Source organism: Lysobacter capsici (assembly GCF_018732085.1).
In the GTDB taxonomy this organism is placed as follows: Bacteria; Pseudomonadota; Gammaproteobacteria; order Xanthomonadales; family Xanthomonadaceae; genus Lysobacter; species Lysobacter capsici_A.
Window position 1 is genome coordinate 3,652,992 of record NZ_CP076103.1, and the last position, 18,097, is coordinate 3,671,088.

Here is an 18,097-nt window from a genome sequence, read left to right on the forward strand (position 1 = left end):
ACGCGTTGCACAAAAAAAACCGGCATGCCGCTTGACACACGTCACCGGCTTGTCATCATGTTATCGGCGCGCAACTGCGCGTTGCCTAACTAAACGACGAGGAATCCGACATCATGAATTTCAACAAGGCGCTGATCGCCCTGGCTCTGGGCCTGGCCCTGGCCGCTTGCTCGAACCAGAAGCAGGCCGAAGAAGCTTCCGCCGACGCCGCTGCCGCTTCGACCGAAGCTCAGGCCGCTGCTGACACCGCCGCTGCCGCTGGCGACGCCGCCACCGCCGACGCCGCTGCTGCTTCGGCTGACGCCGCTGCCACCGCTGCCGACGCCGCCGCCACCTCGGCCGACGCCGCTGCCAACGCTGCGACCCCGGCTGCTGCCGACGCCGCTGCCGACGCTGCCGGCAACGCTGCCGACGCCGCGAAGAACGCTGCCGACGCTGCCAAGGACGCTGCCGCTCCGGCGGAAGCTGCCAAGGAAGAAGCGAAGAAGTAATATCGCGCAAGCGATACTGCTAGTTCCGACGCGAAAACCTCGCGTCGAACGGGAAAGCCGCCGGTTATCCGGCGGCTTTTTCCGTAAGGTCAGTGAACGATCGAAGCCGGCTTGCCGGACCGCTGCGAGCACTGGCGTTGCCTGACAAGTTCCACTAGACGTTTTATCTCAGACAACTCCTCAGGAGACATCTCATGAAGACCCATCTCTACGTCCTGCTCGCCGCCGCCGTCCTGGCACTGTCGGCTTGCGCCCAGAAGTCCGAAGAAGCCAAGGACGCTGCTGCCGAAGCCTCGGCCGCCGCCGAGCAGGCGGGCGATTCGGCCGCCAAGGCTGCTGACGCCGCCGGCACCGCCGTCGCCGAAGGCGCCAACGCCGCCGCCGCTGCTGCCTCCGACGCCGCCGCCAATGCAGGCGCCGCCGCCGACAACGCCGCCGCTGCCGCGGGCAACGCTGCCGATTCGGCCGCTGCCGCTGCCGGCAACGCTGCCGACTCCGCCGCTGCCGGCGCCGCCGACGCTGCTGCCAAGGCCGCCAACGCGACCGCCGACGCTGCCGCCAAGGTCGCCGACAAGGCCGACGCCGCTGCCGCTGAAGCCAAGAAGGAAGAAGCCAAGCACTAATCGGCTTGCGTTTCGTTCACTGAAAGGCCCGCGCAAGCGGGTCTTTCTTTTTGTGGGCACGGATTTGTTGCAGATACGGGCCCCGCGCAAGCGGGTTTTTCTTTGGGGCTGTCCTAGATAAGAATTCGATCTAGGATGAGAAATGGCGATAAGTCGCTGTCGGATAAGCAAAAAAGACCAACTCAGGCTGGTCGAGCTGTTCGTGGCCCAAGCGACCGCCCGTACCGCGGCCGATCTGGTGGGAATTCATCGCAACTCCGCGGCGCTGTACTTCCACAAGCTGCGCCAATGCATTGCCGCTCAGATGGCCGAAGTCGAGCCGGAAATGGCGGTCTTCGAGTGCGACGAGAGTTACTTCGGCGGAGCGCGTAAAGGCAAGCGAGGACGAGGCGCCGCGGGCAAGGTCTGCGTGTTCGGCATCCTCAAGCGCGACGGCAAGGTGTATGCCTTGCCGATTGCCGACACCCGCAGCCAGACCTTGCTGACGGCCTTAAAAACCCGGGTTTTGGCCCATTCGGTTGTCTATACCGATCACCTGGCCAGCTACAACATCCTGGATGTGTCGGGCTTCAAGCATCGACGGGTGAATCACCGGCATGAGTTCGTGACCCGTCGTGGGAACCACATCAATGGCATCGAGAACTTTTGGAATCAGTCCAAGCGGATCTTGCGCAAGTACAACGGCATTCCGCGCAAGAATTTCTTCTTGTTCCTGAAAGAGTGCGAGTTCCGTTTCAACTATGGGACGCCCCGTCAGCAGCTCAACACGCTGCGGGACTGGGTTGGGCTATAACCCTTATCTAGGACAGCCCCTTTTCTTTTGGTGGCTTTGCACCAACGTGCGGCGACGCTGACGCTTGCAGGCCCTCACCCTGGCCCTCTCCCGCAAGCGGGAGAGGGAACGTCATCGCTGCCTGAGCAGCTCCGATACCAGACTCGCGCACGATCACAAGCAAATCGCGAATACCCTCCCTCTCCCGCGTGCGGGAGAGGGCCGGGGTGAGGGCCCTGGAAACGCCCACCAAGCAAGCACCCACCATTCACTCGCGAAAGACAGAACCTCACCCCCACGCCAACCCACCGCACCTCATCCCCACCAGACACACCTTCCGTGCGCATACGCCCGCGTGCGTTGCGAACCTTCAGGCGAAAGTGATTGGCCCGCGACGGCGCTTTATGCTTTGATGCCGCGTCCAAGCATCCGGCTGTCACGCAATGCCCGCGATCACTTCCCAACTCGACCCGCGCTCGCAGGATTTCCGCGACAACGTGGCCTATCACCAGGCTCTGGTCGAGGAACTCGATGCGCGGCTGGCGCGCGCCGCGCACGGCGGCGGCGACAAGGCCCGTGCCAAGCACACCGAACGCGGCAAGCTGCTGGCGCGCGACCGCATCGCCGCCCTGCTCGATCCGGGCTCGCCGTTCCTGGAAATCGCCCCGCTCGCCGCCGAAGGCATGTACGACGGCGCCGCGCCGGCCGCCGGCATGGTCGCCGGCATCGGCCGGGTCCAGGGCCAGGAAGTGGTGATCGTCGCCAACGACGCCACCGTCAAGGGCGGCACCTACTTCCCGATGACGGTGAAAAAACATCTGCGCGCGCAGGAGATCGCCCGCGAGAACCGCCTGCCGTGCATCTACCTGGTCGACTCCGGCGGCGCGTTCCTGCCGCTGCAGGACGAAGTCTTCCCGGACAAGGAACACTTCGGCCGGATCTTCTACAACCAGGCCCGGCTGAGCGCGGAAAACATCCCGCAGATCGCCGTGGTCATGGGCAGTTGCACCGCCGGCGGCGCCTACGTGCCGGCGATGTGCGACGAATCGATCATCGTCAAGGAACAAGGCACGATCTTCCTCGGCGGCCCGCCGCTGGTGAAGGCCGCGACCGGCGAAGTGGTCGACGCCGAAGCGCTCGGCGGCGCCGAAGTGCATACCACCGTGTCCGGCGTGGCCGATCATTTCGCGCAAGACGATCGCCACGCGCTGCAGATCGCGCGCGAGATCGTCGCCAACCTCAACCGGCGCAAGGTGCTGCCGGTCGCGGTGCAACCCTCGCGCGAACCGCTGTACGCCGCCAACGAGCTGTACGGCATCGTGCCGAAAGACACGCGCCGCCCGTTCGACATCCGCGAAGTGATCGCGCGCATCGTCGACGGCAGCGACCTGCAGGAATTCAAGGCGCGCTACGCCAAGACCCTGATCACCGGTTTCGCCCACGTCCACGGCTATCCGGTCGGCATCGTCGCCAACAACGGCATCCTGTTCGCCGAAAGCGCGCTCAAGGGCGCGCACTTCATCGAGCTGTGCAACCAGCGCGGCATCCCGCTGGTGTTCCTGCAGAACATCACCGGCTTCATGGTCGGCAAGAAGTACGAGAACGCCGGCATCGCCAAGGACGGGGCCAAGATGGTCACCGCGGTGGCCTGCTCGCACGTGCCCAAGTTCACCGTGGTGATCGGCGGCAGCTTCGGCGCCGGCAACTACGCCATGTGCGGCCGCGCTTACGGCGCTCGCTTCCTGTGGATGTGGCCGAACGCGCGCATCAGCGTGATGGGCGGCGAACAGGCCGCCTCCGTGCTCGCCACCGTGCGTCGCGACGGCATCGAAGCCGCCGGCAAGGTGTGGACGCCGGAGGAAGAGGAAACCTTCAAGTCGCCGATCCGCGACCAGTACGAGAGCCAGGGCAACCCCTACTACGCCAGCGCGCGGCTGTGGGACGACGGCATCATCGATCCGGCCGACACCCGCCGCGTGCTCGGCCTGGCCTTGTCGGCCAGCCTCAACGCGCCGATCGAGGATCGCACGCGCTTCGGCGTGTTCCGCATGTAATGTTCCGCCTGTAACCGGCTGCAAGAGACCGCTTGGCATGATCGTCGGGATAGACCTGGGTACGACCCATTCGCTGATCGGCGTATACGGGCCTGACGGCCCACGCCTGATCCCCAATGCGCTGGGTTCGTTGTTGACCCCGTCGGTGGTCAGCGTCGGCGACAACGAGGAGGTCATCGTCGGCCGCGCCGCGCGCGAACGGCTGGTCTCGCACCCGCAACGCAGCGTCGCCGCGTTCAAGCGCTGGATGGGCACCGACCGGGTCACCGCGCTGGGCACGCACCGGTTCCGGCCGGAGGAACTGTCGGCGCTAATCCTCAAGTCGCTGATCGCCGACGCCGAGGCCGAACTCGGCGAGAAGGTCGCCGAAGCCGTCATCAGCGTGCCGGCGTATTTCTCCGACAGCCAGCGCAAGGCCACCCGCATCGCCGGCGAACTGGCCGGGATCAAGGTCGAACGGCTGATCAACGAACCCACCGCGGCGGCGCTGGCCTACGGCCTGCAGCAGCGCGAGGGCGGCGGCCGCTATCTGGTATTCGACCTGGGTGGCGGCACCTTCGACGTATCGATCCTGGAATTGTTCGAAGGCGTGATGGAAGTGCATGCCAGCGCCGGCGATAACTTCCTCGGCGGCGAGGATTTCACCCAGGCCCTGCTCAACGCGTTTCTCACCGACAGCGGCCTGTCGGCGAGCCAGCTCGCATTGAGCGAACTGGCGACGCTGGAACGCCGCATCGAAACGCTCAAGCACGATCTGGCGCGCGGCAACGAAGCCACCCTGGAGCTGCCGCTGGCCGGCGAGCCGCGCCAATGGCGGATCGACGAAGCCGGCTTCGCCCGGGTCAGCGAACCGCTGGTGCAGCGCCTGCGCGCGCCGCTGGAACGCGCGATGCGCGACGCCAAGCTCAGCCCGGGGCAACTCGACGAAATCGTCCTGGTCGGCGGCGCCTCGCGCATGCAGCTCAGCGCGCGCCTGGTTTCGCGCATGTTCGGCCGGCTGCCGCTGCGCCACGTCAATCCCGACGAAGCCATCGGCCTGGGCGCCTGCGTCGCCGCCGGGATGAAGGCGCGCGACCAGTCGCTGGAAGAAATCATCCTCACCGACGTGTGCCCGCACACGCTCGGCGTCAACACCACCCGCGAATCGCAGGGCGGTTACACCTCCGGCGTGTTCTCGCCGATCATCCACCGCAACAGCACCGTGCCGGTGAGCCGGGTCGAGCGCTATTACCCGACCCACGACGGCCAGCGCCAGGTCGAGATCCAGATCTACCAGGGCGAAAGTCCGCGGGTCGAAAACAACGTGCGCCTGGGTGCGATCTCGATCGACCTGCCGTCGCGACGCCGCGACGAGAACGCGATCGACGTGCGCTTCACCTACGACATCAACGGCCTGTTGCAGGTCGAGGCGACCCTGGCCTCGACCGGGCTGCGCCACGAAGTGCTGGTGGAAAAGAACCCCGGCGTGCTCAGCCAGGAGGAAATCCGCGAACGCCTGGCCGCGCTGGCCGCGCTCAAGGTGCATCCGCGCGACCAGCAGGAAAACATCGCCCTGATCGCGCGCGCCGAGCGCCTGTATGAGGAACTGCTGTGGGCGCGCGAGCAGTTGCAGGCCGCGCTGGTGCAGTTCCGCGGCGTGCTCGACCTGCAGGACAACACGGTGATCAGCGAGCACCGCGGCGAATTCGTGCGCTTCCTCGACGCGGTCGAATCCCAGGGCTACACATGAACCCGTTCGTCCGACTGGGGGTGTCGGCGGATGCGGACGAAGCGCAGATCAAGCGCGCCTACGCCAAATTGCTGCGGATCACCCGCCCCGACGACGACCCGACGGGTTTCCAGCAATTGAACGACGCCTACCAGCGTTGCCTTGCGCGCGCGCGGCAGCGTGCGCTCGCGACGGCCGAGGTCGGCCTCGATACTCACGATCAACAAGACCGCGACGACGACGGCGATGACGCCGACGCACAAGGCGGCGATGCCTGGACCGCGGCCGAAGCGTTCGAGTTCGAGCCGATCGCGCCCGAGCCGCGCGTGCAGGCGCCCGACTTCGATCACCAGCCGCGCATCGTCGCGCCGCCCGATCCCTCGCCGCGCCCTGTTGCAATCCCGCCGGCGCCCGATCCGTTCACACGACCGGCAGCGGGCGCGGGCGCGCACGCCGCCACGCATCCCAATCCGCTATTGGCCGACCTGTACGCACTGGCGACGGCGACGGCCGTGCAAGCCGAGCCCGCATTCGATCTGGCCGGGTTTCTCGACGAGCTCAGCCACGCCGCTCAAACCAAGCCCCCCGAAGCGCTGCAACGCTGGCTGGACCATCACCCGGAGTTATACTCACTGACCCAGCAGCAAGCCGTGGCGCGCGAGTTGGTCGCCCATCTGAGTTATGCGCCGTCGTTGTACATCGCGCAACTCGACATGGTGCTGCGATTCTTCGGCCTGGACACCGTGGGCGAAGGCGTCCCGTCGACCCAGATGCGGATCGACGAACTGCGCGCGCGAGCCAAGGCGCGCGGCGGCGATTTTCGCGAGATCAAGTTCCAGCGCGATCCGCGCCCGGGCGAACGCGGCGACCACCCCACATCGATTCCCTGGGGAGCCATCGGTTTTTTCCTGGCGATGCTGGTGCTGTCGATCGCCATGACGATGCGGACGGCCTACGGCGGATGAGTCCGTTCGAACGCCTCGGCCTTGCCCTGGACGCGGACGAACGCGAGATCAAGCTCGCCTACGCGCGCGAACTCAAGCGCGTGCGTCCCGACGAAGACCCGCAGGGCTTCCAGGCGCTGCACGACGCCTATTCGCAGTGCCTGGCCTGGGCGCGGCGGACGCCGGACCCGGCCGACGACGATGCAGACGACGAAGGCGCATTGAGCTTCCGCCTGGACGAAGACGAATTCCGGCGCATGCTCGACCGGGTCGTGCAAACCGAATCCGCGCACGAAACCACCCGCGCCACGATCGAAGTGACCGCGCCCGCGACGCCGTTGCCGATCGATCCCGACCTCGCCGAACCGATGTCGCCGGCGCCGTGGCAGTACCGGCGCACCTCGCCCGCGCCCGGCCCCGACGCCTGGCCGCAACTCGACACTCCCGCCGCCAACGAAGCGCGCGCCATCGCCTGGCAAGACCGATTCGAATCCGGCGAACTGCTCGAGGAATTGATCGGCATCGCTCGCCGCCGCCCGGTGCAGGAGATCGAACGCTGGCTGCATGCGCATCCGGACTTGTACTCGGTCGAACACAAGCAGGCCGTAGCGAACGCGTTGGTCGAGCACCTGCTGGACGAACCACCGCTGCCGCTGGCGGCGCTGGAAACCCTGCTGCGGTTTTTCGACCTCGACGCCATCCACCCCGGATTCCCGCGCCGGCACGAAGACGTCGCCGTGCTGCGCAACCAGTCGCTGCATCACGGCGTGGTCGTCGCCGAACTGCGCGGCGAACACCGCAGCCCGGCCGCGCATCGGCGTTATCGCAGCCGTGAAGTGCGCTGGTTCTGGTTCTGGATCGCGGCGATGTTCGCCATCGCCATCGTGCGCGTGTTCAGCGCGATGCGTTCGCCATGAATCCGTTCGAGCATCTGGGCATCGAGCCGGGCGCGGACGAACGCGAGATCAAGCGCGCCTATGCGCGCCGGCTCAGGCAGGTGCGTCCCGACGACGATCCGGCCGGTTTCCAGGCCCTGCACGAGGCGTACCAGGCTTGCCTGGGCTATGCGCAGCATCTGCGCTGGCAGGCGATGCAAGACGCGCAGGTCGAATCCGACGATCCCGCGCCCGCGAGCCAGGCAAGCGAACATGGCGATACCGCAGCCGATGCCGGCGTCGCCGCGCAAGCGCAGGCGCATGGCGATCGATCGCGCGAAACACGCACCGACGACGAGCCCGATCGCGAGGCCGACCGCAAGCCCGACGATACGCTCGACGAGCCCGACGAGCTCGCACCGTCGCTGCGCGAATTCGACTTCAACGCGTTCATGAGCGAACTGCTGCAACGCGCCGCCTATCAACCCAGCGCCGGCCTGGCGCGCTGGCTGCGCGAATCCGAACCGCTGTACTCGCTGGACCTCAAGCTCGCCCTGCGCGCGCCGGTCTCGCAGGTGCTGGCGCAGATCGAACGGCCGCTGCCGGTCGAAGCCACCGCGGTGATCTTCGAATTCTTCTCGCTCGACGTGGTCGGCGAGCACGACGCCTGGCTGCACGAGCACGCGGCGCAGGCGCGCGGGCGCGCCGAGTCCAACCAGCGCTTCCAGTACACCCTTGAGGCATTGCAATCGCACCGGGTCAAGCCGGTCGACCGGCTGCTGACCCGCGAACTGGCGCGGCCGCGACACTGGCCGCGGCGTGTGTTCATCGCCCTGGTGCCGTTGCTGCCGATGCGGCTGATCGGCGCGCTCAAGGCGCTGCAAGGGATCGATGCGCAGCAGGCGGCGCTGCAACTCAATGGCGAAAGCGTGAGCTTCTGGCAGCGCGCGACCGATCCGCTCCGGCTGTCGCCGCCACGCGTGGCGATCGCATCGATGCGGATCGTCGTGTATTACCTCGCCCTGATCGGCCTGATGAATCTGCTGATCGCAGATCTGGCGCCTTCGCCCGTGCGCGATCTCAGCGTCGCCTTCGCGATCTGGGCCGGCTGGGCCTGCGCGCAGGCGGCGAGCCTGCGCTGGTGGCCCACCGTCCTGGTCGAGCGCCTGGATCGTCGCACCGTGTTCTCGACGGTGGCCTTGATCGGCGCCGCCGTGCTCGCCCCCATCGATCCTTTCGTCGCCAGCGGGCTCGGCCTGGTGATCGCGCTGATGGCCGGCTCCGAACGCAGCCCGACCCACGGCAGTCTCGCCCAATACGCCACTTACGCAATGTGCGCGGCGCTGGGCACCGTGCTGCTGCTGACAACCGGCTCGTGGCGCCTGACCATCCCGTACGCGCTGATCGGCACCGGCGCGCTGCACATCATCCATTCGGTGGCTTATGCGTGGTACCGCGGCATCAGCGTGCCGCAGGCGCGCACCCAGGCCGGCTGGTACTGGTACCTCGTCGGTGCGTCGGGCATGGCGATCGCGGTGGGGTTGTACAAGATGGCGAACGGTTAGCGCCGCATCGCGCGCCGTGCATCGCAACCCAGCTCGCTCCGCGAAGCCGGTTCGATCAGCCAGCCCGTTCATCGTCCTGAAAAATTTCTGAATTATTTTCGCCATGGGGCAAGCCGTTGCAATTGGCTGAACACGCGTCATTGCGGGTGCTTTCGCATTCGCGCCGTTGCCTGCGAAAACTGAATCGGAGTCGCCTTTTTCCGCAACTCAGAATGGTGAGATTCATCACAGTGGGCGCTTCGTATCAGCGTGTTAGGCTCCAAAGTTCACGCGTGTCATCACCTGATCCCCCGACCCGAGGAACACCGCGTCATGGCCATCTTCAACCAGCCCGCTCCACCCAAGCGCGACAATCCGGTTCCGCCGCCGCAGCCTGAAACCGCGCTCAAGCGCGAACCCGACACGCTCAACGAATTCTCGTTCGGCCAGCCCGCCGCGCCGGCGCCGGCCGCCGCCGCGCCCGCACCGACGCCCTCGCCTGCGCCCGCACCGCGCCAGGCCGAGCAGCCGGTGATCAAGGAGTCGCTGATCGCCTCCGACCTGACCATCGAAGGCAAGATCCACGGCTCCGGCCACATCCGCATCGCCGGCCGTTTCAAGGGCGACGTGCAGGTCGACGGCGATCTCACCGTCGAACTAGGCGCCAAGCTCAACGGCGGCGTGCGCGCGCGCAAGGTCGTGATCGCGGGCGAGCTGGAGGGCAACATCGAAGCGGCGCAGCGGGTCGAACTGCTCGAAAGCGGGGTGATGATCGGCGACGTCAAGGCCGGCGTGGTCACCGTCGCGGCCGGCGCGCGGGTGCGCGGCCAGGTCGAGTTCGGTTGGGAAGACAGCGGCAAGGCGGTCGCGCGCAACGACGGCGGCAAGTCCGACAAGTCCGCCGACAAGGGCGACAAGAACGCCGCCAAGACGGAGACCAGCGCCGACTCATGAGCGCCGTTCGCCAGGGCATGCCCGGGGCGACGCGCATTTGTCCGCATTGCAAGGCGACGATCCTGGAAACAGCGAGCGTCTGTCCGGCCTGCCGGCACCATCTGCGTTTCGATTCCGATGCGAACGCGCGCGCAGCGGCGAGATTCTCGCCGCTGCACGTGGAGGGCACGATTCGCCATCCGCCCAGCGATGGCGCCTGGGAATATTCGATGGTGCTGTCGATCAAGAACGAACGCGGCGAGGAAATCACCCGCCAGGTGGTCGGCGTCGGGGCCTTGTTCCCCGGCGACGAACGCACCTTCACCCTCTCGGTCGAAGCATTCGAAGCGGTCGGCTACAAGGCTGCGAACAAAGGACGGCTGCGTCGCTGAAGCCCCGCCACGCCGCACCCCAGGAAAGGACACCCTCGATGTCGGAACCCGCTTCGCTGTACGCGCGATTCACGCTCAGTCATGAGCAGTACGAAGCCTTCATGAATTCCACGCCGGCGCGTCCGGCGTCGTTCGACGATTGGCAGGTGTGGTTCGATGACCGGTCGATGGCCGGCGACGGCCGGGTCAGCGCGGACATGCTGGCCGACCTCGACGCGGCCACCGTGGCCGACGTGATCAAGGCCTGGCGCGAAGACCCGTGGACCGGCACCCCGCCGGTCGAGTACGACGAACTGCGCCGCACCTTACGCATCGCGATGCTGCAGGCTTCGGAGAACTACATCGAGATGCTGCGCCTGCTCACGCCGCTGCGCGGCGCGGCCGCGTTCAACGATGCGGCCGCCGACGATTTCGTGCTGATCTTCGATTATCTGTGGGGCGACAGTCAGATCAGCGCCTACCTGCTGCTCGACCAGGGCCGCAGCCGCTTCAGCGAGCCGTGTCCGGCGCAGCATATGCACGAAGCGCGGGGGTATCTCGAGGAAGCGTTGAATTACATGCAAAGCCGGGGCGGTTGAAGTACGCGCTAGCCGCGCCTAGGACATCGTGCCTGCGACGCGAACCCTTGCATGACGGTCGCGGCTTGCGACGCTCCTACAGTGCAGTACGCGCCCTGCGCGGCGAACTTGTGGTCTGACCACCACACCGGTCAGCACTTTCATGGCCTACCTGTAGGAGCGGCGTGAGCCGCGATCGCGACATCGCACCTACGACGCAAGCTCACCCATGACGGTCGCGGCTCACGCCGCTCCTACAATGCGATACGCGACGTACGCGACGATCTTGCGAGCCCGGCACCGGCGCCTTCATGGCCTACCTGTAGGAGCGGCGTGAGCCGCGATCGCGACATCGCGCATACGACGCAAACCCAGACATGACGGTCGCGGCTTGCGCCGCTCCTACAGTGCGATACGCGACATACGCGACGATCTTGCGAGCCCGGCGCCGGCACCTTCATGGCCTACCTGTAGGAGCGGCGCAAGCCGCGACCGCGACATCGCACCTACGACGCAAGCTCACCCATGACGGCCGCGGCTCGCGCCGCTCCTACCGTGCAATGCGCGATGTGCGCGGCGAACTCGCGGCGAACTCAGTGCCTTGTCGTAACCAGATTCGGTCTCAATCCGACGGTCCACAGTTGTCGCAACCGCCACAATTCGGCCCGCCCGCGCGCGGCGCCGGCGCGATGCGCTTGCCCAGTTCGCGCATCCACCGCGGCCGGCCGTCGCGCACCAGCGGCAAGGCGCAAGCGATGCGCAGCCGGCGTACGCCACTGGGAAACTGCTTGCGCGCAACCACGACCGCGCTGACCAGCACCGCGATCGCGATCACCACGTACTGCGCGATCAGGCCGGCGTCCATGGCGATCAGCCCGCGCCCAACGCGACGGCGACTTGATAGGTCAGCAGCGAGGCCAGGTAAGCCAGCGCGAACAGATAACCGGCGCTGATCCCGACCTGCTTCCACGAATTGGTTTCGCGGCGGATCGTGGCCAGGGTCGAGATGCATTGCGGCGCATAGATGAACCACACCAGCAGCGACAGCGCGGTCGCCAGCGACCAGCCGTCGGTGATGATCGGGGTCAGCGCCTGCGCGGCGGCATCGTCGTCGGCCGCCGACAGCGCATACACCGTCGCCAGCGAGGCCACCGCGACTTCGCGCGCGGCCAGTCCGGGGATCAGCGCGATGCAGATCTGCCAGTTGAAACCGATCGGCGCGAACACCGTGGTCATCGCATGGCCGATGCGGCCGGCGAAACTGTAGTCGATCGCCGGCAGGCTCGCGCCTTCAGGCGCGCCCGGGAACGACAGCAGGAACCACAGCAGCACGGTCAACGCGAGGATGATGCCGCCGACCCGGCGCAGGAAGATCCACGCGCGTTCCCACAGGCCGATCAGCAGATCGCGCGGATGCGGAATGCGGTACGAAGGCAGCTCCAGCAGCAAGGCGTGCTCGCTCTTGTCGCGTCGCCACTTCTTCATCACCCACGACACCATCAGCGCGCTGAGGATGCCGGCCATGTACAGCGCGAACAGCACCAGCCCCTGCAGGTTCAACAGGCTCCATACCTTTTGCTGCGGAATGAACGCGCCGATCAGCAGCGCATACACCGGCAGGCGCGCCGAACAGGTCATCAGCGGCGCGACCATGATCGTGGCCAGGCGATCGCGCGGGTCCTGGATCGAACGGGTGGCCATGATCCCGGGAATCGCGCAGGCGAAACTCGACAGCAGCGGAATGAACGAGCGGCCGGACAGGCCGGCGCCGGCCATCATCCGGTCGAGCAGGAACGCCGCACGCGGCAGATAACCCGATTCCTCCAGCGCCAGGATGAAGGCGAACAGGATCAGGATCTGCGGCAGGAACACCACCACCCCGCCGAGGCCGGCGATGATGCCGTCGACCAGCAGGCTGCGCAGCGGCCCGTCGGGCATGTTGGCGCCGACCCAGCCGCCGAACCACGCGGTGATCGCCTCGATCCCGTCCATCAGCGGCGTCGCCCAGGCATAGACCGCCTGGAAGATCAGGAACATCACCAGCGCCAGCGACATCAGGCCCAGCACCGGATGCAGCAGCCAGCGATCGAGCGCGTCGTCGATCTTGGCCGTGCGCGTGGGCATGGTGACGGTGAGTTCGAGCAGGCGCCGGGTTTCGGCGTGCAGGTCGGCGCCTTCGCGCAGTTGCACCGTCGGTTCGTGCGGTTCGCGCGGCGCGATCGCGATGCGGTCGAGCATCGCGACCAGCGCCTGCGCGCCGTTGCGCTTGACCGCGACGGTCGCCACCACCGGCACGCCGAGTTCGCGCTCCAGCGCGACCAGGTCGATGTCGATGCCGCGACGCTTGGCCGCGTCCATCATGTTGACCGCGATCACCATCGGCCGGCCGAGTTCGCGCAATTCCAGAGCGAAGCGCAGATGCAGGCGCAGGTTGGTCGCATCGACCACGCACAGCAGCACATCGGGCGCGCGTTCGCCCGGATAGAAGCCGCGCAGCACGTCGCGGGTCACCGCTTCGTCTAGGCTCGCCGCGCTCAGGCTGTAGGCGCCGGGCAAGTCCAGCACCGCGTAGCTGCGTCCCGACGGCGCGTGCAGCCGGCCTTCCTTGCGCTCGACGGTGACGCCGGCGTAGTTGGCGACCTTCTGCCGGCTGCCGGTCAGCAGATTGAACAAGGCGGTCTTGCCGCAGTTCGGATTGCCGACCAGGGCCACGCGCATGGGCTGCGCGGCGGTGTTCGACGGGCTGGCGACAGCGGGGGCGGCGGCGCTCATGCGGACTCCTCGATCAGTCGTACTTGAACGCGCGCGGCTTCGCTGCGGCGCAGGGCGAAGCGGGTGTAGCCGATCTGCACCAGCAACGGCTCGGCGGAGATCGGACCGGCGGCCATCACCTCGACCCGCTCGCCGGCGACGAAACCCAATTCGCGCAGGCGTCTTGCGATGGTGTCGTTGGACGTGTGGTCATCGACGGTCTCGACCATGGCGGCGGTGCGGCGCGGCAGTTCGGACAGCTTCAAGAGGCGGCTTCCACGAAGGGTGGCGTCCCAAATGGGAATTGTTCTCATTCTAGCACCGACCGCCGTACAGGGGCGGATGCGGCGAGCGCAACGCTATGATTCGCCAACTCCCACAAACTCCCCCGCCCTGATGAGCCACCCGCTGCTGAGCCTGCGCGAAGGGCCTGTCGCCCGACTGCGCCTGAACCGCCCCGAATTGCACAACGCCTTCGACGCCATGCTGATCGCCGCGCTGACCGGCGCCCTGGACGCGGTCGCCGCCGACGACAGCGTGCGGGTGGTGGTGATCGAGGGCGAAGGCGCCTCGTTCTCGGCCGGCGCCGATCTTAACTGGATGCGCGGCATGGCCCAGGCCGGCGAGGACGTCAACCGCGAGGACGCGCTGGCGCTGGCCCGGCTGATGCGCACCCTCAACGAACTGCCCAAGCCGACCCTGGCCCGGGTCCAGGGCGCGGCGTTCGGCGGCGGGGTCGGCCTGGTCGCCTGCTGCGACATCGCCATCGCCGCGCCGGAAGCCAAGTTCGGCCTGACCGAAAGCAAGCTCGGCCTGTTGCCGGCGGTGATCTCGCCGTATGTGATCGAGGCGATCGGCGCGCGGCAGTCGCGGCGCTGGTTCGCCACCGCGGAAATCTTCGACGCCGCCACCGCGCTGCGCATCGGCCTGCTGCACGAGGTCGTCGCCGCCGATCAGCTCGACGCCAGCATCGACCGACAGATCGGCCTGCTGCTCAAGGCCGGCCCGCTTGCGGCCGCGCAGGCCAAGGCGCTGGTGCGCCGGGTCGCCGGCGAACGCGACGGCGCGCGCCTGGACGCCGACAACGCCGCGCTGATCGCCGGCTTGCGCGTGTCGGCCGAAGGCCAGGAAGGTCTGTCGGCGTTCCTCGACAAGCGCAAAGCGAACTGGTGCCTGTGACCTCAACTCCGTCGTCCATCATCGTCCTCGGCCACGCCCGTTCGCGCGGGCCACGCCGCGCCCCCGTCGCTTTCGCAAGGTATACGCCATGTTCGACCATCTGGGTTTCGCCGTTTCCGACCTGCAACGCAGCCACGATTTCTATCTGCGCGCCCTCGCCCCGCTCGGCTACGGCCTGGTGATGTCGATCACCAAGGAACAGACCGGCGGCTACGAAGGCCACGCCTTCGGCCCGGTGGGGCAACCCGCGTTCTGGATCGGCACCGGCGAGAACGCCTCGCGCGGCCTGCATGTCGCCTTGCGCGCGCAAAGCGCCGAGCAGGTCGAAGCCTTCCACGCCGCCGCCTTGGCCGCGGGCGGGCGCGACAACGGCGCGCCGGGTCCGCGCGAACACTACGCGCCCGGTTACTTCGGCGCGTTCGTGCTCGATCCCGACGGCAACAACGTCGAAGCGGTGTACCGCGGCCCGGCCGCGTGACATCGCCCGCGGCGGCGGCAACGGCGCGCACGAAAAAAGCACGATCGATGCTCCGCTGCGTGCCGCAAACCGGTTCCGCGACCGCCGCGCGCTACAAACCTCGCTGATTTCGGCGAGAATCCGCTTATCGCGCGCGCCGTTCCGCGGTCCGCACCTCCTTCCACCGCGCCCCAGCGCGACCGACTTGCGACCCGACCTGACATGTTCGAAAAGATCCTGATCGCCAACCGCGGCGAGATCGCCTGTCGCGTCATCCGCACCTGCCGCAAGCTCGGCATCCGCACTGTCGCGGTCTACTCCGAAGCCGACGCCGATGCCCAGCACGTGCGCCAGGCCGACGAGGCCTACCCGATCGGCGGGCCGCGTCCGGCCGACAGCTACCTGCGCGGCGACGCGATCATCGAAGTGGCGCGGCGCAGCGGCGCGCAGGCGATCCATCCCGGTTACGGCTTCCTCAGCGAGAACGCCGATTTCGCCGACGCGGTCGAAGCCGCGGGCATCGCCTTCATCGGCCCGAAAGCCGCGTCGATGCGCAAGATGGGCAGCAAGGCCGGGGCCAAGGAGCTGATGCAGGCCGCCGGCGTGCCGGTGGTGCCCGGTTACACCGGCGAAGACCAGGACCCGGCCCACCTGCACCGCGAAGCCGATCGCATCGGTTATCCGCTGATGATCAAGGCCGCGCACGGCGGCGGCGGCAAGGGCATGCGGATCGTGCGCGACAGCGGCGAATTCCTCGCCAACCTGGAAAGCTGCCAGCGCGAAGCGCGCAACGCCTTCGGTCGCGACCGCGTGCTACTGGAGCGCTACGTCGAACAACCGCGCCACATCGAAATCCAGATCTTCGGCGACGCCAACGGTCAGGTGATCCACCTCAACGAACGCGAATGCTCGGCCCAGCGCCGCTACCAGAAGGTGCTGGAAGAATCGCCCTCGCCGTTCCTGAGCCCGCAGCAGCGCGCGCAGATGGGCGCGGCGGCGGTGATGGCCGGTCATGCGATCGACTACGTCAACGCCGGCACGGTCGAGTTCATCGTCGGCCAGGACGGCGGTTTCTATTTCATGGAGATCAACACGCGCCTGCAGGTCGAGCATCCGGTCACCGAACTGGTCACCGGCCTGGACCTGGTCGAATGGCAGCTGCGCGTCGCCGCCGGCGAGCCTTTGCCGCAGCCGCAGGAGGCGATCGTCCAGCGCGGCCACGCAATCGAAGTGCGGCTGTACGCCGAAGACCCGGAAGCCGGGTTCCTGCCCGGCTCGGGCAAGCTCGAACGCCTGCGCCTGCCGCGGGCCGACGCGCACGTGCGCCTGGATTCGGGCGTGATCGAAGGCGACACGGTGACGATCTTCTACGACCCGATGATCGCCAAGCTGATCGTGTTCGACCTCGATCGCCCGCGCGCGCTGGCGCGCCTGCGCGCGGCGCTGGCGCAATGCGAGATCGTCGGGCCGAAATCCAACATCGAATTCCTCGAACGCCTCGCCCGTCATCCGGCGGTGGTCGGCGGCACGATCGACACCGGCTATCTGGATCGCCATCTTGACGAGTTCATGCCGGCGGCGAAGGGCGACGACGGCGATCGCGACCTGCTGATCGGCGCGACCGTGGCCGAACTGCTGAGCCAGGAACAACGCAGCCGCGAGGCGGCAACGGCATCGAACGATCCGAGTTCGCCGTGGGCGATCGCCGACGGTTGGCGCCTGGGCCACGGCGGCCGCCGCAGCCTGGCTTTCGTGCGTCGTGACGAACGCCTGGAACTGCAGGCGCAGGGCAGCGGCGGCGAGTACCGCATCGAAATCCCGGCGCAGTCCGAAGCCGCTTACGTGGTCAACGGCGCGCGCCTGCACGGCAGCGAACTGAGCCTGCGCATCGACGGCCGCGCGCGCCGGCTGAGCGCGCTCGGCGACGGCACCCGCGTGGTCATGCACGACGGCGAACGCCGCCTGCGCCTGGACGCGGTGCCGATGTACCACCACCAGCAAAGCACCGCCGCCGGTTCGGGCAACCACGTCAACGCACCGATGCCCGGCCGCGTGGTCGTGGTCAAGGCCGCGCCCGGCGACAGCGTCGAAGCCGGCCAGGAAGTGATGGTGATCGAGGCGATGAAGATGGAGCTGAGCCTGAAGGCGCCGCGCGCCGGCACGATCGCGGAAGTGCGCGCCGCGGCTGGGGATTTTGTCGAGGCTGATGCGGTGTTGGTGACGTTGGAGATTGTTTGAGTTCGCGACCGCACGCGCGAACCGCTGCGGTGGTTTGCGCGGGCGGTTGCTCGTTGGCTGTACGACGAACGCTTTGATTGAACCTGCACGGTTTGCGCGTCCTTTCCTAACGTCATTCCCGCGAACGCGGGCTCTGCTTTACTTCGGCGCAGCCGAACATCCAGTGCCTTTCGTGCGCCAACACATGAAGTCTTGCAGGACAAAGTCGCTGGATTCCCACATTCGCGGGAATGACCATCTGAAAGATCACGCTGAAGTCTCTGGATTCCCGCGTTCGCGGGAATGACGATCTGAAAGATCACGCTGAAGTCTCTGGATGTTCGGCTCCGCCGAAGTAAAGCGTTGCCCGCCTTCGCGGGAATGACGGTCAAAAAGATGGCGCTGAAGCCTCTGGATTTCCGCCTTCACGGGAATCGCGACCTGGAAATGACAGCCGCTGCGAAAGAACGGCGAGCCCACCCGCTTGACCGCACCCCCCATCCGGGCCGAATAATGCCCGCGCAAACGCTTCAATCCCGGCTGGGAGCGCCGGATTCCTCGGCCGCCGATCCATGGCGGCCCCTGGTCTGTGTGTTCCAT

At 67.2% G+C, this 18,097-nt stretch carries 18 protein-coding genes; 14 read left to right on the plus strand and 4 right to left on the minus strand.

Annotated elements, in window-relative coordinates; genetic code table 11:
• Positions 1-113: 113 nt before the first annotated feature.
• The 11 genes from KME82_RS15105 (at position 114) to KME82_RS15155 (ending at position 10,914) form a co-directional block, all read left to right on the plus strand.
• The gene (locus KME82_RS15105; RefSeq protein WP_215494787.1) at positions 114-491 is read left to right on the plus strand and encodes a hypothetical protein; all 378 of its coding nucleotides are present in this window, start codon (positions 114-116) and stop codon (positions 489-491) included.
• Positions 492-685: 194 nt separating this feature from the next.
• Entirely contained in the window at positions 686-1,114 is a 429-nt protein-coding gene (locus tag KME82_RS15110) for a hypothetical protein (protein ID WP_215494788.1), read from the plus strand.
• A gap of 142 nt (positions 1,115-1,256) precedes the next feature.
• Positions 1,257-1,907, plus strand: a complete 651-nt coding sequence (locus tag KME82_RS15115; protein ID WP_215494789.1) for an IS1595 family transposase — start codon at positions 1,257-1,259, stop codon at positions 1,905-1,907.
• Positions 1,908-2,329: 422 nt separating this feature from the next.
• Positions 2,330-3,940 carry a carboxyl transferase domain-containing protein gene (locus KME82_RS15120; protein WP_215494790.1) on the plus strand — a complete coding sequence of 537 codons (1,611 nt, stop codon included), beginning with the start codon at positions 2,330-2,332 and terminating at the stop codon, positions 3,938-3,940.
• 37 nt (positions 3,941-3,977) lie between these two features.
• Positions 3,978-5,669, plus strand: coding sequence for a molecular chaperone HscC (locus tag KME82_RS15125; RefSeq protein WP_215494791.1), 1,692 nt, complete (start codon positions 3,978-3,980; stop codon positions 5,667-5,669).
• Positions 5,666-6,613: a J domain-containing protein gene (locus tag KME82_RS15130; RefSeq protein WP_215494792.1), complete on the plus strand. Its 948-nt coding sequence runs from the start codon at positions 5,666-5,668 to the stop codon at positions 6,611-6,613. Before KME82_RS15125 ends, KME82_RS15130 begins: the two co-directional genes overlap by 4 nt.
• A complete protein-coding gene (locus KME82_RS15135; RefSeq protein WP_215494793.1) occupies positions 6,610-7,509 on the plus strand; it encodes a J domain-containing protein in 900 nt (299 codons plus the stop codon). The genes KME82_RS15130 and KME82_RS15135 overlap by 4 nt, the downstream gene beginning before the upstream one ends.
• Entirely contained in the window at positions 7,506-9,032 is a 1,527-nt protein-coding gene (locus KME82_RS15140) for a J domain-containing protein (RefSeq protein ID WP_215494794.1), read from the plus strand. The genes KME82_RS15135 and KME82_RS15140 overlap by 4 nt, the downstream gene beginning before the upstream one ends.
• 312 nt (positions 9,033-9,344) lie before the next feature.
• Entirely contained in the window at positions 9,345-9,965 is a 621-nt protein-coding gene (locus KME82_RS15145; RefSeq protein ID WP_215494795.1) for a bactofilin family protein, read from the plus strand.
• On the plus strand, positions 9,962-10,336 hold the full coding sequence (locus KME82_RS15150) for a hypothetical protein (protein WP_036108424.1): 375 nt from the start codon (positions 9,962-9,964) through the stop codon (positions 10,334-10,336). Before KME82_RS15145 ends, KME82_RS15150 begins: the two co-directional genes overlap by 4 nt.
• A 38-nt stretch (positions 10,337-10,374) precedes the next feature.
• Positions 10,375-10,914 carry a hypothetical protein gene (locus tag KME82_RS15155; protein ID WP_215494796.1) on the plus strand — a complete coding sequence of 180 codons (540 nt, stop codon included), beginning with the start codon at positions 10,375-10,377 and terminating at the stop codon, positions 10,912-10,914.
• Between the two features lie 601 nt (positions 10,915-11,515).
• On the opposite strand, the gene KME82_RS15160 is transcribed toward KME82_RS15155, so the two are convergent.
• From KME82_RS15160 to KME82_RS15170, 3 genes are read right to left on the minus strand one after another with little or no spacing between them, the layout of a single operon-like run.
• Positions 11,516-11,758: a DUF6587 family protein gene (locus KME82_RS15160; protein WP_215494797.1), complete on the minus strand. Its 243-nt coding sequence runs from the start codon at positions 11,756-11,758 to the stop codon at positions 11,516-11,518.
• Between the two features lie 5 nt (positions 11,759-11,763).
• Positions 11,764-13,665, minus strand: a complete 1,902-nt coding sequence (gene feoB / locus KME82_RS15165) for a ferrous iron transporter B (protein WP_215494798.1) — start codon at positions 13,663-13,665, stop codon at positions 11,764-11,766.
• Positions 13,662-13,910: a FeoA family protein gene (locus KME82_RS15170; protein WP_215494799.1), complete on the minus strand. Its 249-nt coding sequence runs from the start codon at positions 13,908-13,910 to the stop codon at positions 13,662-13,664. The genes feoB and KME82_RS15170 overlap by 4 nt, the downstream gene beginning before the upstream one ends.
• Before the next feature lie 130 nt (positions 13,911-14,040).
• Here KME82_RS15170 and KME82_RS15175 point away from each other — a divergent pair, with 130 nt between their 5' ends.
• The 3 genes from KME82_RS15175 (at position 14,041) to KME82_RS15185 (ending at position 17,518) form a co-directional block, all read left to right on the plus strand.
• Positions 14,041-14,823, plus strand: a complete 783-nt coding sequence (locus KME82_RS15175; protein WP_215494800.1) for an enoyl-CoA hydratase-related protein — start codon at positions 14,041-14,043, stop codon at positions 14,821-14,823.
• A gap of 88 nt (positions 14,824-14,911) precedes the next feature.
• Positions 14,912-15,301, plus strand: a complete 390-nt coding sequence (locus KME82_RS15180) for a VOC family protein (protein WP_215494801.1) — start codon at positions 14,912-14,914, stop codon at positions 15,299-15,301.
• Between the two features lie 201 nt (positions 15,302-15,502).
• Positions 15,503-17,518 (plus strand): acetyl/propionyl/methylcrotonyl-CoA carboxylase subunit alpha, encoded by a 2,016-nt coding sequence (locus KME82_RS15185; RefSeq protein ID WP_215494802.1) that lies wholly within the window; start codon positions 15,503-15,505, stop codon positions 17,516-17,518.
• Positions 17,519-17,764: 246 nt separating this feature from the next.
• On the opposite strand, the gene KME82_RS15190 is transcribed toward KME82_RS15185, so the two are convergent.
• Positions 17,765-18,097, minus strand: coding sequence for a hypothetical protein (locus KME82_RS15190; RefSeq protein ID WP_215494803.1), 333 nt, complete (start codon positions 18,095-18,097; stop codon positions 17,765-17,767).